Origin of the sequence: Limnohabitans sp. Rim11, assembly GCF_001269365.1 — a bacterium.
GTDB lineage: Bacteria > Pseudomonadota > Gammaproteobacteria > Burkholderiales > Burkholderiaceae_C > Limnohabitans_A.
The window spans coordinates 112381-137942 of the sequence record NZ_CXOM01000002.1 but is presented as its reverse complement, the minus strand read 5'-3'; the positions used below and the strand labels follow the sequence as shown (position 1 = coordinate 137942).

Genomic DNA, 25562 nt, shown 5'->3' with positions numbered 1-25562 from the left:
TCACATGACGGTTAATCTTCAAGCCCCCAACCCTGCCAACATTTTGCCGGTGCCAGGTGTTCGTTTAGGCATCACGGAAGCTGGCGTTCGCAAAGTAGGCCGCAAAGATTTAACCGTTATTTTGTTGGACGAGGACTCGGCGGTTGCTGGGGTGTTCACGCAAAACAGATACTGCGCTGCACCTGTGCAAGTTTGCAGAGAGCATTTGTCACACGTTCAAGCTTCTCAAGTCGACACCCAAATTAGGGCCTTGGTGATTAACACGGGCAATGCCAATGCAGGCACTGGTGCCAAAGGCTTGGCCGATGCGCGTGCCACTGCGGACGCCATGGCTGCCTTGCTTAAAGTGAAGCCGCAGCAAGTTTTGCCTTTCTCCACTGGCGTCATCATGGAGAACTTGCCTGTCGATCGCATTGTGGCTGGCATGCCTGCCGCCATTGCCGATGCGCAAACCGCTCACTGGGCAAAAGCCGCAGAAGGCATCATGACCACCGACACGGTGCCCAAGGCCTTCAGTGCGCAAGTGGTGTTGTCTGGCCAAACCGTTACCATCACTGGCATCAGCAAAGGCGCGGGCATGATTCGCCCCAACATGGCCACCATGCTGGGTTTCTTGGCCACCGATGCCAACATCGACGCCAGTTTGTTGCCTGCCTTGGCCACCGATTTGGCCAACTCGTCTTTCAATCGCATCACCATCGATGGCGATACCTCCACCAATGACTCGTTCATGGTGATGGCCACGCGCAAAGCCGCGCATCCAGTTATTTCTAACTGGGACTCAGTCGATGGCAAAGCCTTGCGCGCAGCCATGATGTCCGTAGCTCAGCAATTGGCCCACGCCATTGTTCGCGACGGCGAAGGCGCTACCAAGTTCATCACCATTCGCATTGACGGTGGCAAGACTTCAGAAGAATGCCGTTTAGCGGCATACGCCATTGCGCATTCACCCCTGGTTAAAACCGCTTTCTTTGCCAGTGACCCCAACTTGGGCCGCATCTTGGCGGCGGTGGGATATGCCGGCATCAACGATCTAGATCAAGACCTCATTGCCATGTACTTGGACGATGTGTGCGTGGTTCAAAACGGCGGTCGCAATCCTGCTTATCAAGAAGCCGATGGTCAGCGGGTCATGAAGCAAAGCGAAATTACCATTCGCATTGACTTGGGCCGCGGCACAGCCACAGACACCGTCTGGACGTGCGACCTCAGCCACGACTACGTGTCCATCAACGCAGACTACCGCTCATGAGTACTCAAATTGAAAAACTCTTAGAGCGCGCCGTGCTCATGCTGGAGCGCCTCGAGCGTGTGCTGCCCCAGCCCCTGAGTCAGCCCGAATGGCATGAGGCCATTGCATGGCGCTACAGAAAGCGTGCCTCTGGCCATGGTGTGCTGGAGGGTGTTCGCCATGTGTCCGACATGGGCCTTCAAGACTTGCAAGAAATTGACGGTCAAAAAGAAAAGCTCCAACAAAACACTTTGCAGTTTGTGCAAGGCTTGCCCGCCAACAACGTGCTGCTAACGGGTTCACGCGGTACGGGCAAATCGTCCCTTATTAAGGCCTGCTTGAATGCTTATGCATCGCAAGGCTTGCGCCTCATTGAAGTGGACAAAGAAGACCTGACCGATTTGCCAGACATCGTCGATGTGGTGGCCGGTCGCCCAGAGAAATTCATCATTTTTTGTGACGACCTGAGCTTTGAAGATGGCGAAGGTGGTTACAAAGCTTTGAAGTCGATTCTGGATGGCTCGGTGGCAGCTTCTACGCCCAATGTGTTGATTTACGCTACCAGTAACCGACGTCATCTGTTACCAGAGCACATGAAAGACAACCTCACCTACACGCACACCGAAGACGGTGAAGTGCACCCTGGTGAAGTGATTGAAGAAAAAATTTCTTTGTCTGAACGTTTTGGTTTGTGGATCAGTTTTTATCCGTTCTCGCAAGACGAATACCTCAGCATCGTGGCGCAGTGGTTGCGGTCTTTGGGTGCCAGTGAGGCTGTCATTCAAGCCTCTGGCCCTGAGGCCTTGGTTTGGGCCTTAGAACGCGGTTCACGCAGTGGCCGAGTGGCGTATCAATTTGCGCGCGATTATGTGGGCCGCATGGGTCAAGGCGCCACCACACAACGTTCACTATGAGTTCAGCTTCAGCAGGTCCATCCCTGCTGGTGGCCGACGCCCATCTGCAGCGTGAAGGTGGACAAGATCGCAAAACGGTGGACGTAGCGGTTGGCATTTTGATCAATGCCGAGCAGCAATTCTTGCTGACCTCCAGACCCCCAGGCAAAGTCTACGAAGGCTATTGGGAATTTCCTGGCGGCAAACTAGAGGCCAACGAAACGGTCGCGCAGGCTTTGGCTCGCGAACTCGAAGAAGAGATTGGCTTGAAGATTGAAGACGTTCAACTTTGGCGTCAGCAATTGGTCGACTATCCGCATGCCTTGGTTCGTTTGAACTTTTGCAAAGTGACGCGTTGGCAGGGCGACTTACAAATGCGAGAAGGTCAAAACTTTGCTTGGCAAAGCTTGCCTGTGCAAGTGGTGCCGGTATTGCCTGGTACCATTCCCGTTTTGACTTGGTTGGCTGAGGAACAAGGTTTTGTAGGGCCTACGCACCAGACGCCCTCTGCACATCCAACTCAGCCCTAAGCGCTGTTCAATGCCACTTATTGCAACTTATTGCAATTTGGGATCGCCAAAATTGTCTTGATCGGGCGGTGTCTCTTCAGGCACCCTGAAGCTCTCGTTGGCCCATGCGCCCAGATCGATACCCTTACAGCGCGCGCTGCAAAAAGGGCGGTAGGTGTTTTGGGGGCTGAATAAACTGGGGCCGCCGCAGGTGGGGCACTTGACTTGTTTGGGTTTGACCAAAGGCTCGCTCATCTCACACCCCAAATTAAGCGCAAAGCGTCATTTCAAAGGGGGTGTCGTCTTTGCTGGCAATGAGCTTGCCATCAGCCTGTTGTTGCATCAGGCGAATGACCACCAGCAGGCGGTTGCAACTGATTTCGGGCGTGAGGTTTAAGCTGTCGTCAATGCGCAAGCGCAGCAGTTGAAAGTTGCGACCCTGTGGCAGGTTTTGTTGCAACTGTCCGGCCGTGGCCATGACTTTTTGGGTGCTGCCCGATTCACGCATCATTTTTAGCATGAGTTGAATGGAGTTGGCCAGGGGGCCAAAGTGCTGCGACCATTCGAACAAGTTGGCTTGTCTGGCCGCTGGCTCGTGATGTTGCCAGGCATGGTAAGCGGGCAGGTCAAACTCACAAGTGCCGCCTGGAATAGCCGAGCGGCTTTTGATGCTGTTTAAAAATTCGCTCTCGCCCAAGGCGCTGCCCAATTTGCCAGCCATGGTGTTGAGGGCTTCAAAGCGTTGGTCCAATTGCTCAATGATGAGGTCGAGGGCTTTTTCTGAAATAGAAGGATTGCCGCGATAGCCATTGAGCATTTGTTTGTGGCGCTCGATGTCTTTGAGAATTTCAGACTTGAGCTCAGACCGCGACGCCACTTCCATGATTTCAAAGATGGTGGTCAGGGCGTAATGGTGATCGATGGCATCGGAGCGCTGGGTGAGCTTGTTGAAGCGCGCAAACAAATGCTGCAGGCGCAAATAAGTCCGGATGCGTTCGTTGAGGGGGTATTCGTAAAGTATCACGCTGCGTCTTTCATTGGCAAGATCATAGCCCGAAGCTGGCCCACATTTCACGCACTTTGGTTTGGAGTTGGGTCAAATCAATACCGTCGTTCAAAATGACCACATCGGCGCAGGCTATTCTTTGTTGGCGAGTGGCTTGTTGCGACATGATGCGTTCAATTTCTGGACGGCTGAGCTGGCTGCGTGCCATGACCCTTTGGATTTGAGTTTCGGGCGTGCAGTCGACCACACAGATCTTGTCCACTTGGGGCCGCCACCGCTCAATGCCTTCTACCAACAAGGGCACATCAAAGACCAAGCAAGGTGCGCCTTGTTGAATGGCAGTTTGGGCTTGCTCTTGAAGCACCAAGCTGACCAAGGGGTGAATGATGCTTTCGAGCTGGCGCTTGCTGTCGGGGTTGGTAAAAACCAAGCTGCGCATGGCGTCGCGGTTGAGCGCGCCTTCGGGGGTGATCATGGTTTCGCCAAACTGAGCAAGTAAGGCGGGGATAGCCCGCCCGCCCACTTGGGTAAGCGATCTGGAGATGGCGTCGGCGTCTAGAACAGCTGCACCGGCGTCAGCCAAAAAGCTGGCAACGGTGCTTTTGCCGCTGCCAATGCCGCCTGTCAGGCCCAGTCGAAGAGGCTTGTGCATCAACGGCTTAGGCTCCCATGGAAATTCCTAAAAAGAAACATGCGAATCCAGAAAGGGCTAAAAAAGGTCCAAAAGCGAAGTGTCCATTGTGACCCAGTTGACCCCGAAATTTTTGGACGATACCAAAAATCAGTCCAGAAATAGAAGCCAACAAAATCAAGGGCAGCAAGCTCCAGACACCCACCCACGCACCCAAACCTGCCAGCAGTTTGAGATCGCCTTGGCCCATGCCCTCTTTGCCAGCCAACTTTTCAAAGCCCCAACTGACCAGCCACAAAAGCCCATAACCCAAGACCGCGCCACCGAGTGACTGCAACAGCGGGGTGTGAGTCAATGACAGCGCACTGCCAATGAGGCCCACCCACAAGAGCGCTTGGGTGAGGATGTCTGGCAGCAGAAAAGTTTCTGCATCGATCCAAGCCAAGGCCAGCAAGGTGGCGCAGAAAAAACAAGCCGCCAAGGCTTGAAGCGTGAAACCATATTGATGCAAGCACAAGAGGAACAAGGCCGCGGTGACCAGTTCAACCACTGGGTAACGCATTGAAATGCTTTGTGCGCAGTGACGGCAGCGACCTTTTAAAAAAACATAAGAAAACAAAGGAATGAGTTCGAACCATTGCAAGCGGTGGTGGCAGTGAGGGCAATGCGAACGCGGCGTCATTAAGTTGAATTCAGAGGCGGGGTTGTCCTCTGATGCCAGGATCATGACAGGCAGGCGATGGATGAGTACATTTATAAAGCTGCCCACAATGAGTCCCAACAGGGCAAACACAAGGATGGCTTCAAAGCTCAGTGAGCTTAGATGTGTGAAAGACATTAAAAAACCTGACCAATGTTGAAAATGGGCAAATACAGCGCGATCAAAATACCGCCGATGAGTGTGCCCAGCACCACCATCAGAATGGGTTCTAGCAAAGTAGACAAGTTACCAAGGCCTTGGTTCACATCGGATTCCATGAGTTGAGCTGCGCGCAGCAGCATGTTGTCGAGTGATCCGGTTTCTTCGCCAATGGCACACATTTGAACCAGCATGGGTGAAAACAAGCCCGATTTTGACATGGCCTTGTGCAAACTGTTGCCCTCTTGAAGTTGTTTGGCCAAAAGAGGCGTGAAGGACTGAATGTTGGGCGATAGGGTGGCGCCGCCAGCAGGAAATACTGCATCGGCCAAAGGCATGCCGGCCTCTAGCAAAGCAGACAAACTGTGAGCCCACCGGACATTCATGGCTGCTTGGCAGAGGGGGCCTAAAACAGGCAATGCAAACATGGCTTGCTCGGAGGCCATTTGAAATGCCAACCATCGGGTGTGCAATTGTTGGCTCAATAAAGCCAGCAGAGCCATGGCTAAACCAATGGCCCAAGCCCATTCTGAAACAAGGTGACTGGCATCGACCAAACACTGTGTTGCCCATGGCAAGCTAGCGCCCATGCTTTTGAAAACTTCTTCAAAAATGGGAATGACCCACAGCATGATGACCGTGATAACCCCACATGAAACGACCAAAATGCTGAACGGGTAAATGATGGCGTTTTTGAGTTTGGCTTTGAGCAATGCTTGGGCTTCTAGGGTGTCTGCCAAACGGCTCAGTACTTTTTCTAAAATGCCTGCGCTTTCGCCTGCGTGCAATAGGTTGCAATAAAGTGCATCAAATACCTTCGGGTGTTTTTGAAAAGCCTTGTGAAGCGATTGACCCGATAAGACATCGGTGCGCAGACCTTGCAAAGTGCTAGCAAAGTGTTTGCGTACGCTGCTTGAACCTACCGCGCTTTGACTCAAGAGATCGAAAGCTTGGGCCAATGGAATACCTGCTCGCATGAGGGCAGCCCATTGACGGGTGAAGACATTGAGGGTCTTGCTAGGCACTTTTTTGGAGGACGCGATTTGCGCTTGCAATGGCTGGCGCCTTGCCAAGGCTCGTCGCATGGCCAAGTCGTTGGAAGCCATGACCTTGGAAGTCAAACTCGGCGTTGCCAAGGCGCTGGCGTTTTTAATGGACATCTGTGTGCGCCAATACTTCAGAAATAGAAGTGATACCCAATGCCGCTTGTACCAAACCGCCATGCCGAAGTGACATGACCCCCTCTTTGTCAGCTTGAGCAGCCAGGGCGCTGCGGCTGGCGTCTTGCAAAATGAGGTGTTGGATGACGGGTGAGATGGGCATCAATTGAAAGATGCCAATGCGGCCCCAATAGCCTTTGTGACATTGCGTACAACCCTGCGCTGAATAAAACTGGCGCGGTTTTTCTGTATGAACATGTTGTGCTTGCCACCCTAAATCTTTGAGCAAGGTGCTGGAGACCATGATGGGTACTTTGCAATGACTGCACAGGCGGCGAACCAGTCGTTGGGCCGATATCAAACTGATACTAGAGGCTAAGTTGTAGGTGGCAATGCCCATGTTTCTGAGTCTGACCAAGGCGCTTGGCGCATCTTGTGTGTGCAAAGTAGACAAGACCAAGTGGCCTGTTTGAGATGCTTTGATGGCCATGTCGGCGGTTTCGTGATCGCGAATTTCGCCCACCATGAGCACATCGGGGTCTTGCCTTAAGAAAGCCCTCAAGGTGGTGGCAAAGTTAAGGCCAATTTTTTCTTTGACATTGACTTGATTGACACCTGGCAGTTGAATTTCTGAAGGGTCTTCAACTGAGGCAATGTTAATTTCGGTTTTGTTGAGCAAATTGAGGCAGGCATACAAAGACTGCGACTTGCCTGAGCCTGTTGGCCCCGTGACCAAAATCATGCCGTGGGGCTTTTGCAGCGACTCGCGCAATTGATGCTGATCAGAAGTTGCATAACCCAAGCGGTCAAAATTGAGTTTGTCGAGGTCGCTGGACAAAATGCGAACCACCAATTTTTCGCCAAACAGGGTGGGTAGGGTGCTGATGCGCAAATTGAGACGGGTTGCATTTTGAAGGCCGATGCTCATGCGGCCATCTTGGGGCAGGCGTTTTTCGGCAATGTCTAAGCTGGCCAAAACCTTGATGCGTGATGCAATGTGCTCCCGAAACTCAAAGGGAGGTGGCGTTATTTCTTGCAGAACGCCGTCGATGCGCAAGCGTACTCTGTAAAAATGCTCAAAGGGCTCGAAATGAATGTCGGAAGCACGCAGTTCTGAGGCAGTTTCAAAGGTTTGCTGCAAGTAATGAACTGCAGGGGCCTCTGAATGCGCAGGGCGAGTGCTTGTAGAAATTGTTGCCATTGATGCGCCCCAGGATGGAAGAAAGGACTTCCATGATGAACTTGATTGGCGCGGAAATACGGCGGAGATTGATTTGCAAGTACTTGTGAGTCTTATTCGAATTCGCTTTTCCAGTGGGCTTGATCTTCTGTGTCTTTGAGCACGGCCAAACTCTTGCGGCTTGCTGATGCGCCATTGCCAAGCCAATGCACAGGCGACCTGCATCGGATATCAAAACTTGATTAATTTGTTAATTATTATTGACATAATGTTAAAGAAAATTAACATTAAGTGCTTTAGACAGCTTGCTTTGAGGATTTGAGAATGCATTCAAATGAGAGAACTGCTTGGGCTTGGCTCATTTGCCTGTTGACTGCCCCTTTGATTTATTTTTCTAAACTCAATCACTTTGAATGGGTTCAGGGCAATAGTGAACTGAGTCGTCTGGCTGCCTTGTCCATGCCATTGATCGTCATGGCTTTGGTGGCCTTGGGGGTTCGCACTTACAACATGATTCAGGCACGACAGCGGGGACATGACTTGGTGGATGAACGCGATCAATTGATTGAGTTGAAATCCTCATCCGTTGCCTATCAAGTGATGATGGTGGGCATGATTGTGGTGGGCATGGTGATGCCATTTAGTGCCACGCGCTGGGAATTGATTGACACCGCGTTTTTCGTCATTGTGCTGGCAGAGGTGGTCCACAGTTCTTTAACGATTCGTGCCTACCGCAAAGGCACTGATGCTTAAGCGGCGCTTGACAAACAAGGTCAAGACCTTTCGCTTCTTGGCCAATGAAATGACGCAGTCTGACTTGGGAGAGCAAGTAGGTGTAACCCGTCAAACTATTGCTGCCATTGAGGCCGGCAAATATTCACCTAGCCTGGAATGCGCCTTTAGAATTGCAGAAGTTTTAGGTCAACCCCTACAAGAAGTTTTTCACTGGGAAGACTGAGCAATTTTTAAAGAAATGCTCAATTAATCCGATTTGTTTTGATTCGGCATTCAGAACAAAATCGAATGTGGTTCAATGCATCAACTGTGAGGCGTCCATGAAATTCATCTTTATCTTGGCCATGCTGTTGGTGTTCAACGCGCAGGCCAGCGATCCACCCAAGGGCGATGGCAAAAAGCCTGAAAGATCGGCAGTGCCCGAGCGCATCACACGCCCCAAGCCGAAGCCCTCTGATTTGCCGCAAGCCGTAGAAAAGGACAGCACCCCTGGTGCTTGCCCCAAATTTGAGTACAAAGAGAAGCCCGCAAAGATTGTGTGCATGGAGAAAGCGACAGGCCCTGAAAAGCCTAAGCCTGCGGCGAAGTAACTCAAATTAAGTTTACTTTCGTCGTTGAAGCGTGAGATTGATGTCAGCCCACCTAAAGAAGTGAAAAAATAAAAGCTGGCACTTTGGGGTCATCCTCCCAAAGTGCCAGCTTTTTTATGGCTGTTAAGTCTGGTAGTTATCTAATAAAGTACAAGTTGTCCATGTAAACAGTTGTACCAGGGGTTGGAGAAACGAGTTTGATCTGAATGATTGCGGACTTGTCGCCAGCGGTATAACTTGAAAGTGGAATATTGATACTCTTCCATGTTGATGCGGTCAAAGGAACTCGCACAGAAGACTCAGCGCCGCCACCTATGATGTAAACATCGACAGCTGTTGCATCGTCTGACCACAAGTCGATGTGCAGTGAAGTAAATGTAGAAACGTTGACTGGACTGCTTGCAAAGTCAATGCCTTGGTAGTTGAAGTTTGTATATTTCTGGGTCAAATTACCAGCAACAGTTGCGGTTGTTGTCAGAGTATTTTGTCCCCAATTTGGGTTTGTATCTAAACCAACTTTACCTGGATAAGAGTCGCTGTATATTGAAATAACATTGGCTGCCAAATCTGTTGGCGTAGGCGCTGCTGTTGATGGCACCCCAGCGACCGGTGCGTCTGGACAATTCAGTGAAACACTTGATGAACCAATGAATTTCAAGTCGTCAACATAGAAAATTCTGGCCGTTGAAACAGTTGTTCCAAAGTTAGGAAATACGCTGGCTTTATTGAATGTGTAACTTGTGTTTAGTGCAGCAGTTCCGGAGACCTGATTTGAAAAATCAAATGTTAAAGTTTCCCATGTATTGGCCGCAGTAACATTAACTTCAGCTTCAACACTGTGCGTGGAGTCTGAGGCATCTTCAAGTTTCATGCGGACTGGTATACCGGCAACGGGTGAATAGACACGCAATGATACTTTTTTGTTGGTAGTGCTCAACGGCAAAGTAGGAATAGTACCAATTTTGCCTGCTCCGCAAGTGTTGATAGTACCGCCGGCCCAAGTCTCGCCATTCGTTGGTTTGACTAACTGAAGTACCTTATTGGTCGACACATTAGGATCTGTAATGACAGCAGCATCCATGTTTCCAAAGCCAGTCGCTGTTACTCCAGTTTCGCTGAAGCTTGCAATAGTTGTGGCAGGCAAGCTGACTGTAATCTCTCTAGAAACTTGTGGGGCTGCCGCGTAGCTTGAATTGCCAGCCTGATCTGCTTTGACCGAGCAAGTGCCAGCAGCTAACAAAGTCAATGAATTGCTGCTGATAGTGCAAATACTTGTAGTGGAAGAAGTAAAGCTAACAGTTAAACCTGAACTGGCTGTCGCAGACAGCGTGATAGGTGTCCCCACATTCCCGGTAGTTTCAGGTGAAAAAGTGATTGTTTGATTTGTAAGTGCTGGTGCACTGGACCCACCACCGCAGGCTGCTAAAAAAACTGCAGTACTTATGGTTCCAATGGCAAGGCAAATCCGTTTAGGGCTAAATTGCATGGTTATCTCCTTTGTGAAATTATTGAGAAAGCGTTTTCTGAAAGCGCTTTCATTTGAAAATATTCTATTGAATGCGATTTATATCGGACACTAGGATTTACCCTTTGTCTTATATGTTTTGAAAAATCAGAGTGCTTGGTAGACCCGCACATGCTCAATCTGCATCTCTACAGGGAAAATGCTGTCGTCCACAGCGCCCCCCAAATCGCCTCCAATGGCAATATTGAGTAAGAGATACTGCGGCCGATCAAAAGGCCAAGCGCTTAGGTCACTATTTTTAGGATTGAGATATTCAAAATAGATACGATCGTCGACTCCAATGCTGATCTTGTCAGCAGTCCAAGTCAGTTGGTAATTATGGAATGCAGTACATGCATCGGGTACAGAGGCAATGCGCGTTGTTGGCTGAATGCCTCCCCGCCAGTTGTATTTGCCGTTGTGGACTGTTGCAGATACTTCGTTGGGTTTGCTGCCAACAAATTCCATGATGTCAATTTCGCCATCGTCTGGCCAAACCATGCCCCCAGGTCCACCAACGCCAAGCGTCCAAATTGCGGGCCATGTACCGCGTCCACAAGGCATCTTGGCTCTAATTTCAAAAAATCCATACGTCCAACTGGCTCGTCCACGAGTGACAAGTCGAGTTGACGTGTAGTTTTGACCGCCAAAATCAGAAGCGGACGTCAACCGCTCTTTCCGAGCAGTCAAAATTAATTTTCCATTTTCAACTCGCGAATTTTCTAAACGATTTGCAGCGTAGTACTGTTTCTCGTTGTTGAACCAACCACTTCGGTTGTGGTCAGTGTCATAGGCCCACTTGCTAGGATTGGGTAGCCCATTGGCGTCAAATTCATCAGACCATACGAGATCCCAGCCTGGCTTGGTGTTGGAGGTGTTGACTTGCACGGTGTTTTCCGTTGTGTTGAAGTTAGTCGGTGTGGGGCTAGAAGAGCCGCCACCGCATGATGCCAATGGCAGAATGAAAAGTGCCATCCATAGTGTGTAAATCTTAGAATTCACGCAACAATTTTCCAGGTTTCACTGTCATGCTTTTGCCATCACTGAATTGAACTTTAAGGTCAGATTGGCCGGCATTGAAAGCCAAGTAAGTTTTGACGCCTTTAGCGTTTTTAAAGACTGAATAAAAAGTTGTATTGGCCGTGACACTGAAATCGGGTGTGCCCATTGAGTTCAGGCTGTAAAGCCAATGCAGGGCATGTGTGCGTGTCTCACCCAGCTCAAAGGAACCCCATCTTTTCCAACTTGCAAGGCCTTGCTGCGGGTCGGCCAGGGCCAGGTACTTGGCAAAGATGTCTTGCCAAATATCAGGCGGATTTGCATATTTGCCACGTGATGCAAATATTGCAGTTTCTGGCCCCAACGTTGCCACGCTGCGACGAACATGATCGGGCGCGCGTCCGAGATACAGAGAGGATGTGGTGATAGGCAGCAAATTGATCCCCTTAATTTGCCGGGGTTCATCGGTCCACCAAGTGTTGTGAGCGTATTTGCCACCAAACAACATGCTCACTTCAGCGTTCTTATAGGCCTTGGGTAAAACGATACCGTGGCTGTCAAACCAATAGTGATGAATCGCTTCAATTTCTGTGGTGTAAAGGTACAAACCCAAATCACGAAGTGGGGTGTTGCCCGTAATTTCAGCCCATTGAATGATGCCCGCCCACGCATTGATAGCTTCAGAGGAAGACTCTTGATTGTTGCCGTGTGCACCCAGGCCAACACCGGATGCCCAAGAGTGACCTTCGTAGGGATCAAAGTTTCTCAAGAAAGGAAAATCAGGGCGTCCTCTTTCACCTGTAGCAATGTCTGAAATCAGCAGATTCACCATGCCCCCCCATTGCTCAGCACTGGCCCATTTGGGATCTCGCAAAGCAATATCGGCCATGGTTCTAATCCAGTAGCCATAATGAAAATGGTGATCATTCATTTGCTCAATGCTGAAATATTCTTCAGGGTAAGCAATGACCGTTCCCAATGTGCGATCTAGATGAAAGTATGTCTTATTGTCTTTTCCAGAAAACCATTGTTCAATGCGAGTTTTAAGCAATGTCAACAAGGCGTCTCTGGCCTCGATGTCGCCTTGTTGCTCGGCCACATCCATCAATTTGCTGATGCGCTGTAAACCTTTGCCTTGCCAGTAGGGTCCGACGCCAATCTCAAGCATCATCCTTCTGGCATTACGAAGGTCGGTTTTGTAAATGTCGCGCAGTTCCTTGGCTTGAGTTTCGTCTGAAATACCAGGCCAAAAAGGCACATAGCCGTTGTATGTTGCAGTTGTTTTGAATGTATCCGAGGCCAGCAGTTTGATGGGTCCTCTGAGTGTTTGATAAGCGCCTGTTAATTTGCCTGTAACGTCAGAATTTTGATGCCAATGGTGCGGGTACAAGCCTAAAAGGGGCGGAACTCTCGGGCCCTCCATCACCTTGCTGCTGGCTTTGAATTGCGTCACAACTTGGCTTTTTGTTTGATTGAATTGCCAGTCTACTTTTGTGTCTGTGATGAAGGCGTATGCGTGTTCTTTGATGCGATTGAAAGCTACTAAGGAGTTTTCAGGTAATACAGAGGCAGACAAAAAACCTTTTCCGTCTGGCAGGCGAGCGGTCCATTTTTTGTCGTTCAGTTTCTCCCAGACGACTCCTGTAGGCCCAAAAAATACAAAAATTTGTCCCTGCGAATCCAATACCAAATGCCGAGGATCAGAGGGCAATGGCGTACCCGCTATTTCATACAAACGCGATGCAGCTGCAGGCGTTACGATGTGCAAATTGCCACGATTCACTTGGAAATAAACATAGGGGCTGCCATGCGAAACGGTTGTTAACAACTGGTCCTGTGCAATGGCTTGGCTAATGTCAATGGACCAATCACTTATTCTGGCTAATTTGGCTTTGCCGGTTTCAAATGTTGCGCTTGAAATCAGGACTGGATTTTTGTGGGCGTAATGAATCTCAACATCTTGCCTTTCGGTCGGAATTACCTCTTGCTGCGGTAGTGCCACTTCGATACCCGTCGATGTGGCTTTAACGCTTAGTGGATGTGCAAAAAGAGCTTCAGGTTTCTCATGAAAAATGAGTGTGGAATACCACTGGTTGGTAGGTGCGGCTTGGTTCAGTAAGTTTGCTGTTCTGAAAGGCGCAGCAGGAGGGCGGGGATCTCTGCCTTTAGGTTGTTGCGTATAACTTCCTGCCCCCAATGCAATATTTTGTGCCTCGGATTGTGCAGGCATCAGAAAGCCAACCAACAGCACAGCGCTGAAGGCGATATTTGAGATGTGGATAAAGAACTTCATGGCGTCGCAGACCGTTGGTCCAAAATGAAAGTAGACAGATGATAATGAAAGCGCTTTCAAAAAACCAGCGCGGGTTTTCCCATGCATTGATTTTTTTAAAATTAGGGTAAACCAGAATCACTGATCCTTGACCATTTGTTACCGACTATTTAAGATTATGAAAGCGCTTTCAAATAAATGCCATTATGAAAAAATTTACAACTTCACCTGCTATTCGATTGACCTCAGTGTTCAAAGCAGGCGCGTTCGCCATTTTGCTGAGCTCGCAAGCGGTCAGCCACGCCATTGATTTTGGTCCTGATGGCATGTTCAGCTTGACCGGCTTTGCCAAAGCGGAAGCGCAGCGAGGCAGCAACCATTGCAATGATTGCCAAAAGTTTCCCGCCGAAAATAAACAAAGACTTTGGGCAGACGAATTGGTTATCGGCAAGCCTTATGGCACCAGCAACACGCATGTCACTTTGTTCCAACCTTGGCTAGGCGCTAAATACGATTTAGGCCAAGGCTTTAAGTTCAATGCTTTGGTGAGTCAACGATGGCGCGATGGTAAAGAGGATATTCCTGGCTTTTGGTATGAGAAAAATGCAGCCATCAGTCATGACGATTACGGCAGTATCCGAATTGGCGCAATGACAACAAGGACCTGGAGCATTGCCGATTATCCTTATGGAACCAACATTGGTGTTGCAGACGTTTGGGGTTCAAGCGGTGCCGGATATGGATTGTTGACAAAAGCTGTACGCTACACATCACGAATCATGGACGTAGCCAATGGCGATCTTGTGCTTGAAGCAAGTTACGACCAAGGCAATCGCGATTTTAAAATTAATCAACCCAAATTCTTAGAGCTTTATGCGCAATACCGCCAAGGCGATTTGGTGGTTGATGCGATGTTCCAAGACTCCCGCAATGGCAATCCTCAAGCTTGGAGCCATGGGCCTTTTACAAGTTTGACCCCGAATATTGCCGATGATGCAAAGCTGGGCGGGTCGGGTCAGTCAATTGGCATGGTCATGGCGCGTTACCAGTGGGATGCACGTCTTGAGTTAACCGGTGGTATTCGACGAAATCGATGGAGTGGCGCCTATGCAGTGATCACCGTCCCTGGTGATCCAGCCCAATGGAACAATATGTTTAACGTTGATTGGAATGGCTCATTGAATGGTGTAGCCAATCCTGGCTACGCCTCCACATCAAACGATGCCATGGTGGGCGCACGTTACCGGATGGGTCAATGGACGGCTCACACAGGTATGGCCTACCTAGGTAAAGCCAGTACCCAAAATCCAAGTGAGCGCGGTCAGAGCAATTCTGCTTTGGTTAATACGTTGGGCTTGGGTTACGACATGGGCAATGGATTGCAAGTTTATGGGTTTGTCGGCATGGTTCGCTATGGCCGACTAGGCTTAGCACCGATGTCAATGCCAGGTAACGCCGCCTTTACCAATGTAGATTCACGTGTTACTCGTTCAGGCAATTGGGCTGGCCTTGGTGCCGTCTATGTGTTCTAAGTTAAAGAACAGCTATGAAAAACTTTAATAACTTCATCATGACAACTTATATAAACAGAGGTCTGGCATTTCTCATTTCTCTTGGCATGTCGTTCGCTTTGGTTGCCTGTGGAGGGGGAGGTGTCGTGCCATCCAATGGTGTTCAAATTAGAACGTTAAGTTCAGATTTTGGAACACGAAAAGCAGTGTCTTATGCTCCTTACCGGAGTACAACGTCAGACGCTACCAATTTTCAGAATGAACAAGTCACCACTGCCAATGTGTTGCAAGACTTGCGATTGTTACAGGAGGGCGGGTTCACGCTAATTCGCTTGTTTAACAGCAGTGATGCCATGGCTAAAGTTGTTCTTGAAACCATTAGGGATAACAATTTGGACATCAAGGTCATGTTAGGCGTATGGATTCAGTCTGGCAGTGATGCCGCAAACCAAGCAGAAATTGTCCGCGCAGTCTCATTGGCCAACAGTCATCGCTCTACAGTTTTGGCGCTCAGTGTGGGCAACGAAACCATGGTCAATTGGTCTTTCAATCCAGTACCAGTAAACGATATGGTGCGTTACATCAACTCAGTCAGAAGCCAAGTAACTCAGCCTGTGACCACAGACGACAATTGGGCATTTTTTGCAAAGGCTAGTGGCAATCAAGATCCCAAAGCCATTCTGAATGCAGTCGATTTTGTGGCAATGCACACCTATCCGTTAGCTGACTCTATACATGATGCAAATAAATGGAATTGGCAACAAGTCAATACGCCTGCAAATCAAAGAGCTGCAGCAATGATGGATGCTGCAATTGCAGCGGCACAGAGTGACTTTTCAGCGGTCAGAACTCACATGGATAGCTTGGGCCTTAACAATGTGCCTATCGTTGTGGGAGAGACAGGTTGGAAAGCAGTTGCATCAGGTAACGAAAATTTCCGTGCACATCCAGTTAACCAAAAGATGTACTTTGATCGCTTAACTGCATGGCTAAGCGCTTCGTCTGCGTCCAAACCGAAATCCATCTTTTACTTTGAGGCTTTCGATGAGCCATGGAAGAGGGCAGACGATAAATGGGGCCTGTTCAACGTCAATCGACAAGCTCGCTATGTTGTTCAGTCACTGTACTCGAGCGACAAATGGGAATCAGGTTCTTACTCAGCCACTGACGCGGTCTACTTCATACCCACTCAAAGCAATGGCACTGTTTCTGCGAATCGTTACACCGTATTCGCGGATACCGTTACCGCCAACGAAGTTCGTCCTACCGAAATCCCATTCTGGGTGGGTTGGGACGCAACACCAACAGCATATGCTGGCTCAAGTGCACTGAGTTATGTAACAGGTGATGGCCCTAATTCGCTTGAAATCACGCCCGCACCTGCAAGTTGGGGATGGGGTCTAATTGCAGCATTGCAAACCACCTCAGATGATCTCTCGCAATTTGCAAGCAGTGGCAATTTGAATCTGAGTATTAAAACTACCTACCCTGGGAAAATCGAAATTGGATTCTTAACTGGCACTACTGCCGCTAGCAGCGCATACGATGTTTATTTAGTCGTTGATCCTAACAACAACACTTATGGTTATCGCAACGATGGCAATTGGCACAATGTCACTATTCCTATTCGAGACATCACACCTCAAGGTGCAAGAGCTTTTGGTCTAGAAAGCTCTGCCAATTCGAGGTTGGATCTCAGCAGAGTGACCAACCCGCTGGTGATTGCCGACCGCTATGCGAAGACTGGTAAAGCCAATAATTACAACGACCGCACCAAGCTTTACATCGATAACGTTTACTGGTCTAAATAAATCCGCCTGACAAAAAGCCCGGCGTTTGGACTTCCAAACGCCGGGCTTTTTATTCCGTTGCAATGGTCTAATGAATACGCAGACCTTGTCCGTTAAAAGCCAAAATGCCATTGGCATTGATTTGTAGATGTAGGTGATCGCCATTTTGAAAATGCGATCCTGAACTGCTTTTTACATTTAGCAACGCAGAAAACCCCTCCACTTGGCAGTGGTAGATGGATGCATCTCCCAAGTGTTCTGCCAGCACCACGGTTGCAGATAGGCCGCTACCATCTTTGACAATATCAATGTGTTCGGGACGGATGCCCATGGCGTGCGGTTCTACCTTGAAACTCTGGGTGTGTTGTTGCCACCATTGCTTAACTTGCTCGTTAGCGCTGTGTGCCAACGGTTTCTCAATCAGATTGATTCGCGGAGCACCCAAGAATGTGGCTACAAAAGTGTTGCACGGTTGGTTGTACAAATCGAGAGGCGCACCAAGCTGTTCAATTTTCCCTTGATTGAAAACAGCTATTCGGTCTCCCATGGTCATGGCTTCCACTTGGTCGTGGGTGACATAAATCATGGTGGTTCCCAATTCTTTATGAAGCCTAGACAATTCAATTCGCATGTTGACGCGCAAAGCGGCATCTAGGTTAGACAAAGGTTCATCGAAAAGGAAAACTTTGGGTTTGCGAACAATGGCTCTGCCTATGGCAACGCGTTGCCTTTCGCCGCCAGACAACTCTTTGGGATACCTGGCCAACATGTGATCGATTTTTAATACTTCTGCAGCCTGACGAACTTGAACTTCTCGATCTTTGCGACTCATTCCAGACATCTTCAGAGAGAAGCCCATGTTTTCTTCGACGGTCATGTGTGGATAGAGGGCATAACTTTGAAAGACCATTGCCACACCTCGGTCGGCAGGGTGAGTGTGCGTGCTTTGAACGCCATCAATTGTTAGCTGTCCAGAGGTAATGTCTTCAAGGCCCGCGATCATGCGCAAAGTCGTTGATTTTCCACAGCCGGAAGGTCCAACAAATACCAAAAATTCGCCATCTTTTACTTCGAGATTAACGCCTCGAATGACTTCGTGCTGGCCATAGCTTTTGTGAATTTCTTCAAGTACTACACTTCCCATGACTTTAGCTTTCTTGGGGTAAATCAATTTTTGGGGCTGTGGCGTGATCCGTGTCCAACTTAGGAAGTTTAAGGAATTGTTGGTACCATTTTGCGCTGTCCTTTAAGGTTCGAGCCTGTGTCTCAAAGTTGACGTGCACAATGCCAAAGCGTTTTTCATAGCCACTGGCCCATTCAAAGTTGTCCATCAAGCTCCAAACCATGTAGCCTGCTACAGGTACGCCCTGATCGATTGCTGAGGCTACAGCAGTGATGTGATCTTTCAGATAATCTACCCGTTGTTTGTCATGCACAAGACCCTTGACTGCTTCATCTTTAAACGCTGCGCCGTTCTCAGTAATGTAAATGGGGGGTACTTTGTAATCTTTGTGTATGCGGGTCAACAACTCAGTAAGACCTTGAGGATAAATTTCCCAATTCATGTCGGTTAAGGGCAAGCCACCCTTTGCAACATCCCATGTACCTTCGGCGGTGACCACTGAGCGTGAGTAGTAATTGACACCTAAGAAATCTAATGGTTGTTGAATGTTGAGTAAATCACCTGAATGCATTTGCGGCGCATCTGTACCTAAAAAATCTAAAACATCTTCGGGGTAATGACCTTTTAAGAGGGGGTCTAGGTACCAGCGTAAAAGACGTCCATCTTCGATTTTTGTCTTCTTCAGGTCAGCAGGCGAAGGCGACGCTGGGTGCATGGGCGCCAAGTTCAACACAATGCCTAACTTGGCATTGCATTGATCAGCCCTGATAGCCTGTAATGCAAGGCCATGACTTAGCAGCAGGTGATGTGATACTTGTGTCGCAATGCCTCTGTGCTTGATGCCAGGTGCAAAAATGCCCGATTCATGCCCAAGATGCGAGATAACCCAAGGCTCATTGTGAGTTGTAAAGCTGTAAACCCGATCGCTCAGCTTACTGGCAACGTTTCGTGCGTAATCCACAAAACGGTGCACTGTGTCGCGATTGGCCCAACCGCCAATTTGTTGAAGTGAGTCAGGCAAGTCCCAGTGATTAAGCGTCACGGAAGGCGAAATATTTTTCTCCAACAGGCGGTCAATCAGTCTTTCGTAGAAGTCCATACCCTTGTCATTCCAAGCGCCTTGCCCGTCAGGCTGAACCCGTGGCCAAGATACGGACAGTCGATAGGTATTGACACCCAGATCGGCAATCATTTGAATATCTTGCTCCCACCTGTTGTAGTGGTCGCAGGCATTCATTCCGTCGCTGCCATCGGCAATGACGCCTGGTTGTTCGCAAAATTTATCCCAAATGGAGAGGCCTTTGCCGTCTGATTTTCCAGCGCCTTCAATTTGAAATGCGGAGGTTGCCACGCCCCATGCAAAATTTGTGGGAAATTTTTTTTTGAGTTCAGAGAGATTTAAATCGGTCATTTTAAAAATGGAGGTTCAGGTTGAAATTATTTGACGGCGCCTGTAGTCAGACCTTCAATCAATCGTTTGGAAGAAAAAGCAAATAAAACCAAAAGTGGCACAGTTGCAATGGCGGAACCTGTCATAAGCGCCCCCCACTCTGTGTCCACTGGGCTTTGCATGCTGCGTAAGGCCAATGGCAAGGTGTACATCTCGGGCGATCGCATCACGATCAATGGCCCAATAAAGTTATTCCATGAGGCAATGAAAGTGATCAACCCCAGTGTGCCCAAAGCCGGTTGTAGCAATGGCAAAACGATTCTTATGTAAATTCCCAGTTCAGTGCAGCCATCCATTCGTGCGGCTTCGATCAAGTCTTTAGGAATAGAGGTCAAAACAAATTGACGCATCAAAAAAATGCCAAAAGCACTTGCAGCGCCAGGTATATAAAGCGCTCGTGGTTGATCAATCCAGCCTAACGCATCCATGATCATGAAGCTAGGAATCATGCCTAGGAAAGAAGGGATCAGCATGGTGCCCATGACCAGCAAGAACAATGATTTTTTGAACTTGAATTCAAACATGGCAAAGGCGTATCCGCCCATGGAACAAAAAATAAGCGTTAAAAAAGTAGAGGCCAGCGCGATATAGAGACTCCAACCTAAACTGTTCCAGAATTGAATTTTTTCAGTCAGAATTTTCAAGTTATCAAATAACGCGGAGCCTGGCCAAATGGGCGGGGGTAGCGTAAATATTTCAGTTTTAGTGTGAGTGGCAAACACAAACATGAAATAAAAAGGCGCCAGCATAATGAGGCTGCCTAGGCCCACCAAAATATAGGCAGATCCAACTTGCATGCCTGGTATTGTTGACCTTGTGTGATGTCGCCCAGTCATTGCTCCCCTCCCTTGGGCTTAAACGCCAAATTGGTTAACCACGTGAGGACGGCCACAAAGACAAAAAGAATCCACGACAAGGCGCTGGCTGTTCCAAAGTCATTGAAATCAAAGGCTGTTCTGTACATGTACATGGCGGTGGTCATGCCTGATTGATCTGTGCCACCTCTACCACCCGTCAAAATAAATGGCTCTTCAAACAATTGAAGTCCGCCGATAAGAGTTAATGTCACGCCAAAAAATATCATTGGCTTGAGACTTGGTAGGGTGATGTACCAAAATTGTTTCCAGCTATTTGCGCCATCCATTTTTGCGGCTTCATACATGTCTTTTGGAATTGTTTGAAGAGCCGCTAAGTACAAAACTGTATTGAAACCCACATATCGCCAAAACACCACGAAAGAAATGGCGGGTTTGATGTGACTGGCTTCACCAAGCCAATCGATGGGGCTTTGGGGTAAAAAATGACCGATGACTGGCCATTGGGCAATGCGCGTAATCATCATATTGATCAGACCGTAATCGGTAGAAAACAAGGTGCTGAACATCATGGCGATGGCCACTGTTGAAGTGATGTATGGCAAGAAGTAAACACCAATGGTTGCGTTGCGTGTTCGTATAAATAATGCGTGAATGACACAAGCCAACGGAATTGCGATTAGATGTTGTGGAACACCTGAAACAATCGCCAACCAAAATGTGTTGTACATAGATTTCCAGAACCACTCATCTTCCAGCGTGAAGATGAAGTTGTCGAGGCCGACAAAGGTCATGCTGCTGAGACCAGAAGTTGGCTCCCAACTTTGGAAAGCTAGAAACAATGAAAAGAGCAATGGGAATAATCCAAACACTAGAAATAAAATGACAAACGGCGCCAGCAGGACATAGGGAACACTGCGTGAGCTCAAACGCCAGCGTTTTTTGACTTTCAGTGTGGAACTTTCAGTTGACATGGTTCAACGCCTTGCTCGACGTTCTAATAATCGATGCGCATCTTGAAGAGCCAACGAAATATCTTTTCCCTGATCTAACACTTTGTCTAATTCAGTATTGACCACTTCATCTGCAAAAGTATCTAATTTGTGTACTTTGGCTGCTTGAATATGACGTGTAGCTTCTCGCCATAACAACCTGGCTTTTTGATCTCCCAAAAATGAGATGGGTTGATTGAAAAAGTCATCTTGGTGAACGCCTATTAACGCAGGAAAAGCATCTTGGGCTTTAAATGCTTGGAGTTGCTGTGCGGGGTCCAGCGTCATCAGTTGAATCAGGTCCCATGCCAAAGCTTTGTGTGTTGCTGTTTTGGGGATGGCATAAAAGCTACCGCCCCAAGCTGCCCATGTGTTTTCGGGCAATTGCGCAGCACGCCACAAGCCCCGCGTTTCAGGTGCTAGCCAGTTGTTTAAGTGCCCCGCAAGCCATGCTCCAGACATTTGAGTTGCAACATGGCCACGTCGAAAGCCTTCAGCCCACTCGTTAGACCATGCCGCAATTTTGCCATCGAGCTTTTGATTCCGAATACGTTTTGCCAATTCAAACGCTTTGACAAACCGTTCTGAATTGATAATTGATTTGCCCGCAGCATCAAAGTAAAGACCTTCCCCAGATTTAACACTGCTGCGAATGATTAAGTCTTTCACGTCTCTGGCATGCGCCACCAAATAGGCGCCAGTCGCTCTCTTGAGGATCACACCAGAGTTGACGTAGCTGTCCCAAGAACTTGTGAGATCAGATTCTTTGAGGCCTGCCCTTTGTAGCAAATCGTGCCTGTACAAAAGGGTGCCTGGGCCAATGTCTGTTGGCACCGCAACCAATTGCCCCGATGCAGATCGGGCTTGGTCTATTGAAAAACCAACAAATTGCGTGGTTTTGCTGTCAAGCCCGTAGGGGGCGGCGCCTAAGTTTTCTAGACCGCCGCCTGTAGCAAACCGAGCGACATAACTAAATTCCAAAACCATCACATCAGGTGGTTTCGATGAGGTTGACAGCGCGGTGGTCATGGCCGTGTGATGGTCAGCATACGCACGACTGATGATTTTGACTTCAACGTCTGGATGTTTTTGACGCCATTGAGGTAGCGCTGCTTTCACAATGCTGTCCACTGCTGGATAGGCGGCCACAGTCAAGACTTTTTGTGCCAACGCCAACGATCCGCTCATGCCAAGCATGATTGTCATTGCGAGGTGTATCCAGGTCAGTCGCATGATCCTTAGCAGATGAGAATGAGGTTAAGAAAAGTCAAAAATCGGTATTTATGAAAGCGCTTTCAAGAATTATAGTAACCCAACATGAAAAGATGTTGAGGGTTATCCCTAGCCTGTTTGAGGCGGCTGAATTAGGCTTTGGCTGTTGAGTCGCGAACAATCAACTCTGGGCCGGGCATCACAGAGGTCGGTTTGTTGCCTGCCAACATTTGCAAAATGGAAGAGGCGGTGAGACGTCCTAACTCGTAGGCCGGTTGATGGATAGTACTTAAAGGTGGCGCTGCATACAAAGAGTGCGACAAATCATCGAATCCAATCAGTGAGACATCTTGAGGAATTCGAAGCCCTTTACGGTGTAAACACAAAGCCGCGCCATAGGCCATTTGATCGTTGGCTGCAAACAAGGCAGTAAATTTCCGACGGCTAGACAGTAGTTTTTCTGTGGCTTGCTGGCCCGTGATAACTTGGTAGTCACCGGGCATTACGAGTTGAGGATCAAACGCGATACCAGCCTTTTTTAGAGCATCTGTGTAACCGCGAAATCGCTCATTGGCATCGGGGTGTGCTGCGTCACCCGTGATGAATGCGATTCGTCGATGACCCAGAGCAACCAAGTGTTCAGTAGCAAGCAAGCCGCCTGTGTAGTTGTCAAAATTAAGGGCAAACAAGCCCGGGCCTTTGATGGCACGCCCAGTGACGACGATGGGTAAATGTTTGGCTGTTGCTTTCAGTGCTTGATCACTCAAGCTACCATTAAGGACGATCAGACCATCAACTCTTCTCGAACGAAGGACGTCTATACAACGAGCTTCTGACACAGGATCCCAGTGCGCACTCACGAACAATGGGCTGTAGCCTGCGCTGTCAAGTTCGTCCTCAATGCCGCGCAGTGCAGGCCCGTAAAAGGGACTGTCAATGGCTTGAGTTACAACACCAATACTGAGGGTACGCCCACCGGCTAGTCCTCTCGCGACAGGGTTAGGGATAAATCCAAGTTTGGCAATAGCTTCATCAATGGATTTTCGTTTTTCTTCACTGACTACGGCAGTGCCATTCAAGATTCGAGAGACTGTGCTGGGAGAGACGCCAGCTAGCTTGGCAACACGTGCAAGTGTGACAGGCCCAGACTTATTGCTATCTGCGCGTTTGGTTTTCATAGATCTGACATTAAATTCAAGCGACAGCTTATATTGAAAACGCTTTCATGGCAATTGCACATATCGTTAATTAGTGCTGCAAGCAGGAAGTTTTTAAGCGCCCAAACCCACAAACACATTCTGCACATCGTCATTGCCATCAATGGCTGCTAAGAAGTTTTCAACTTCTTCAAGCTGCTCCGCACTCAAGTTAGCGGGGTCAACAGGATTCTTGGGTTTGTAACCCAACTTGTTAGACAGCACGGTGAATCCGTGCTCTGGCAAAGCTTTACTTACCAAGTCTAAATCGGTGGGGTCGGTAATGAACACCGTCACACCGTCTTCATCGGCAGGCTCAAAATCTTGAGCGCCCGCTTCAATGGCGGCCAGTTCGGCATCGGCGCCGGTTTGAGCCGACTCAGCTTCAATCATGCCCACATGATCAAAGTCCCATGACACAGAACCAGACGATCCCAGTTGACCTTTGCGAAACAGCACGCGAACTTCAGAGGCAGTTCGGTTTAGGTTGTCCGTGAGAGCTTCCACCATGACGGGGACTTGGTGCGGCGCAAAGCCTTCATAAATGACGCGTTCAAACTGAACGGGGTCGCCCAGCAACCCAGCGCCTTTTTTGATGGCTCGCTCTAGGGTGTCTTTGGGCATTGACACCTTGCGCGCTTGTTCAACCACCAAGCGCAGGCGTGAATTGGCGGCAGGATCGGCGCCACTTTTGGCGGCCATCATGATGTCCTTGGCCAACCGGCCAAACAATTTGCCTCTGGCATCGGCAGCCTGTGCCTTGCCTTTTGCTTTCCACTGCGCGCCCATTTGATTTGCTTTCTAGTTAATCAGAATGTCTGATTTTAGGCCAGTGGCGCGGCCTTCTCCTCGCCATGTCTCAACAATGAAGCCCCCTCTGCAGCACAGGGACTTGTTGGATGCAGTCAAGAGCCGTTAAAGTCATCGACATGTCTCAATATTTACCCACATTCACGGATGTTCTGGCGGCCGCAGAGCGTCTCCAGGGTGTTGCCCACAAAACACCAGTCCTTCAATCTAGTACCTTGAACGCACAAATGCAGGCTGAAGTTTTCATCAAGTGTGAAAACTTTCAGCGCATGGGGGCCTTTAAATTCAGGGGGGGCTTTAACGCGCTCGCCAAACTAAGCCCATTGCAAAAACAAGCCGGCGTGGTGGCATATTCCTCCGGCAATCATGCACAAGCCGTTGCACTGTCTGCACGCATTTTGAAAATGCCCGCCACTATTTTCATGCCGCATGATGCATCGCCTTCCAAACTGGCTGCTACAAAAGCTTATGGCGCTAAGGTCATTGGCTACGATCGTTACTCAGAGGATGCAAGTGCATTGGCCGCTCAGTTGGCGCAAGACCAAGGCTTGAATTTCATTCCGCCGTTTGATCATCCCGATGTGTTGTCGGGCCAAGGCACTGCGGCTTTGGAGTTGTTTGAAGAAGTGGGTGAGTTAGACGCCTTGTTTGTCTGCTTGGGCGGCGGCGGACTGTTAAGTGGCAGTGCCTTGTCAGCCAAAGCCAAATCACCCTTGTGCCAAATTTATGGCGTTGAGCCCGAAGCTGGCAACGATGTTCAGCAGTCGTTTCGCAAAGGAGAGCGCGTCAGAATTCCAACGCCCATCACCATTGCCGACGGCGCACAAACGCCCATGGTGGGGGCCATCACTTTTGAGCTGATCAAAAATTTGGTCGATGACATTCACACAGTCAGTGATGCGCAACTGATTGAGGCTATGCGCTTTTATGCAGAACGCATGAAGATGGTTGTGGAGCCAACGGGGTGCTTGTCGTTGGCTGCCGCACTTCAAGCGAAAGCTTCTTTGAAAGGGCAACGCGTAGGTGTCATCATCAGTGGTGGCAACATCGACATGGCCCGCTTTGCCGAGCTTTTGGCCCGTTAAAACCCTTTG

25 protein-coding genes are annotated in these 25562 nt (G+C 49.0%); 9 read left to right on the top strand and 16 right to left on the bottom strand.

Translation table 11 applies throughout. The features are described 5' to 3' along the window. Nucleotides 1-4 precede the first annotated feature (4 nt). Genes argJ through AMM03_RS05340 form a run of 3 tightly spaced genes read left to right on the top strand, consistent with a single transcriptional unit; the run spans nt 5 to nt 2654 of the window. Nucleotides 5-1252: a bifunctional glutamate N-acetyltransferase/amino-acid acetyltransferase ArgJ gene (argJ, locus tag AMM03_RS05350; protein ID WP_090129456.1), complete on the top strand. Its 1248-nt coding sequence runs from the start codon at nt 5-7 to the stop codon at nt 1250-1252. Beyond that, complete coding sequence (locus AMM03_RS05345) at nt 1249-2145, top strand: ATP-binding protein (protein ID WP_090129455.1); 897 nt, start codon at nt 1249-1251, stop codon at nt 2143-2145. The genes argJ and AMM03_RS05345 overlap by 4 nt, the downstream gene beginning before the upstream one ends. Then, on the top strand, nt 2142-2654 hold the full coding sequence (locus tag AMM03_RS05340) for an NUDIX domain-containing protein (RefSeq protein ID WP_090129454.1): 513 nt from the start codon (nt 2142-2144) through the stop codon (nt 2652-2654). The genes AMM03_RS05345 and AMM03_RS05340 overlap by 4 nt, the downstream gene beginning before the upstream one ends. Nucleotides 2655-2681: 27 nt before the next feature. Here AMM03_RS05340 and AMM03_RS05335 read toward each other — a convergent pair whose 3' ends face one another. The 6 genes from AMM03_RS05335 to AMM03_RS05310 are packed head-to-tail and all read right to left on the bottom strand — an operon-like array spanning nt 2682 to nt 7490. Further along, nucleotides 2682-2888, bottom strand: a complete 207-nt coding sequence (locus tag AMM03_RS05335) for a DNA gyrase inhibitor YacG (RefSeq protein ID WP_090129453.1) — start codon at nt 2886-2888, stop codon at nt 2682-2684. A 13-nt stretch (nt 2889-2901) separates the two neighbouring features. Next, on the bottom strand, nt 2902-3657 hold the full coding sequence (zapD, locus tag AMM03_RS05330) for a cell division protein ZapD (RefSeq protein ID WP_090130611.1): 756 nt from the start codon (nt 3655-3657) through the stop codon (nt 2902-2904). Nucleotides 3658-3679: 22 nt separating this feature from the next. Further along, complete coding sequence (gene coaE, locus AMM03_RS05325) at nt 3680-4291, bottom strand: dephospho-CoA kinase (RefSeq protein WP_090129452.1); 612 nt, start codon at nt 4289-4291, stop codon at nt 3680-3682. A gap of 7 nt (nt 4292-4298) precedes the next feature. Then, nucleotides 4299-5108: a prepilin peptidase gene (locus AMM03_RS05320; RefSeq protein ID WP_090129451.1), complete on the bottom strand. Its 810-nt coding sequence runs from the start codon at nt 5106-5108 to the stop codon at nt 4299-4301. After that, nucleotides 5108-6289, bottom strand: coding sequence for a type II secretion system F family protein (locus AMM03_RS05315; RefSeq protein WP_194942788.1), 1182 nt, complete (start codon nt 6287-6289; stop codon nt 5108-5110). The genes AMM03_RS05320 and AMM03_RS05315 overlap by 1 nt, the downstream gene beginning before the upstream one ends. Further along, complete coding sequence (locus AMM03_RS05310) at nt 6279-7490, bottom strand: GspE/PulE family protein (protein ID WP_090129449.1); 1212 nt, start codon at nt 7488-7490, stop codon at nt 6279-6281. Before AMM03_RS05310 ends, AMM03_RS05315 begins: the two co-directional genes overlap by 11 nt. A 303-nt stretch (nt 7491-7793) precedes the next feature. Here AMM03_RS05310 and AMM03_RS05305 point away from each other — a divergent pair, with 303 nt between their 5' ends. The 3 genes from AMM03_RS05305 (at nt 7794) to AMM03_RS05295 (ending at nt 8794) form a co-directional block, all read left to right on the top strand. Then, the gene (locus tag AMM03_RS05305) at nt 7794-8222 is read left to right on the top strand and encodes a DUF2178 domain-containing protein (RefSeq protein ID WP_090129448.1); all 429 of its coding nucleotides are present in this window, start codon (nt 7794-7796) and stop codon (nt 8220-8222) included. A gap of 7 nt (nt 8223-8229) precedes the next feature. Further along, nucleotides 8230-8427, top strand: a complete 198-nt coding sequence (locus AMM03_RS05300) for a helix-turn-helix transcriptional regulator (protein WP_228764579.1) — start codon at nt 8230-8232, stop codon at nt 8425-8427. 97 nt (nt 8428-8524) lie between these two features. Further along, nucleotides 8525-8794, top strand: coding sequence for a hypothetical protein (locus AMM03_RS05295; RefSeq protein WP_090129446.1), 270 nt, complete (start codon nt 8525-8527; stop codon nt 8792-8794). A 136-nt stretch (nt 8795-8930) separates the two neighbouring features. Here the strand turns inward: AMM03_RS05295 and AMM03_RS05290 are convergent, their stop codons facing one another. From AMM03_RS05290 to AMM03_RS05280, 3 genes are all read right to left on the bottom strand, one after another. Next, nucleotides 8931-10280 (bottom strand): hypothetical protein, encoded by a 1350-nt coding sequence (locus AMM03_RS05290; RefSeq protein WP_194942787.1) that lies wholly within the window; start codon nt 10278-10280, stop codon nt 8931-8933. Nucleotides 10281-10406: 126 nt separating this feature from the next. Then, complete coding sequence (locus AMM03_RS05285; RefSeq protein WP_228764578.1) at nt 10407-11300, bottom strand: glycoside hydrolase family 16 protein; 894 nt, start codon at nt 11298-11300, stop codon at nt 10407-10409. Next, complete coding sequence (locus AMM03_RS05280) at nt 11290-13590, bottom strand: glycosyl hydrolase (RefSeq protein WP_194942786.1); 2301 nt, start codon at nt 13588-13590, stop codon at nt 11290-11292. The genes AMM03_RS05285 and AMM03_RS05280 overlap by 11 nt, the downstream gene beginning before the upstream one ends. A 185-nt stretch (nt 13591-13775) precedes the next feature. Here AMM03_RS05280 and AMM03_RS05275 point away from each other — a divergent pair, with 185 nt between their 5' ends. Beyond that, on the top strand, nt 13776-15101 hold the full coding sequence (locus tag AMM03_RS05275) for a porin family protein (RefSeq protein ID WP_090129442.1): 1326 nt from the start codon (nt 13776-13778) through the stop codon (nt 15099-15101). Nucleotides 15102-15115: 14 nt separating this feature from the next. Then, entirely contained in the window at nt 15116-16891 is a 1776-nt protein-coding gene (locus tag AMM03_RS05270; RefSeq protein ID WP_090129441.1) for a glycosyl hydrolase family 17 protein, read from the top strand. 67 nt (nt 16892-16958) lie between these two features. Here AMM03_RS05270 and AMM03_RS05265 read toward each other — a convergent pair whose 3' ends face one another. From AMM03_RS05265 to AMM03_RS05235, 7 genes are all read right to left on the bottom strand, one after another. Then, on the bottom strand, nt 16959-18014 hold the full coding sequence (locus tag AMM03_RS05265; protein ID WP_090129440.1) for an ABC transporter ATP-binding protein: 1056 nt from the start codon (nt 18012-18014) through the stop codon (nt 16959-16961). Nucleotides 18015-18018: 4 nt separating this feature from the next. Beyond that, nucleotides 18019-19404: a GH1 family beta-glucosidase gene (locus tag AMM03_RS05260; RefSeq protein WP_090129439.1), complete on the bottom strand. Its 1386-nt coding sequence runs from the start codon at nt 19402-19404 to the stop codon at nt 18019-18021. Nucleotides 19405-19430: 26 nt separating this feature from the next. Next, complete coding sequence (locus AMM03_RS05255) at nt 19431-20240, bottom strand: carbohydrate ABC transporter permease (protein WP_090129438.1); 810 nt, start codon at nt 20238-20240, stop codon at nt 19431-19433. A 35-nt stretch (nt 20241-20275) separates the two neighbouring features. Then, entirely contained in the window at nt 20276-21052 is a 777-nt protein-coding gene (locus AMM03_RS05250; RefSeq protein ID WP_228764577.1) for a carbohydrate ABC transporter permease, read from the bottom strand. Nucleotides 21053-21235: 183 nt separating this feature from the next. After that, nucleotides 21236-22456 carry an ABC transporter substrate-binding protein gene (locus tag AMM03_RS05245; protein ID WP_228764576.1) on the bottom strand — a complete coding sequence of 407 codons (1221 nt, stop codon included), beginning with the start codon at nt 22454-22456 and terminating at the stop codon, nt 21236-21238. 158 nt (nt 22457-22614) lie between these two features. Continuing rightward, complete coding sequence (locus AMM03_RS05240; RefSeq protein ID WP_090129435.1) at nt 22615-23640, bottom strand: LacI family DNA-binding transcriptional regulator; 1026 nt, start codon at nt 23638-23640, stop codon at nt 22615-22617. Nucleotides 23641-23733: 93 nt separating this feature from the next. Next, on the bottom strand, nt 23734-24447 hold the full coding sequence (locus AMM03_RS05235) for a YebC/PmpR family DNA-binding transcriptional regulator (RefSeq protein WP_090129434.1): 714 nt from the start codon (nt 24445-24447) through the stop codon (nt 23734-23736). 140 nt (nt 24448-24587) lie between these two features. Between AMM03_RS05235 and AMM03_RS05230 the strand changes: the two genes are divergently transcribed. Beyond that, on the top strand, nt 24588-25553 hold the full coding sequence (locus AMM03_RS05230; protein WP_090130610.1) for a threo-3-hydroxy-L-aspartate ammonia-lyase: 966 nt from the start codon (nt 24588-24590) through the stop codon (nt 25551-25553). The last annotated feature ends 9 nt before the right edge of the window (nt 25554-25562 follow it).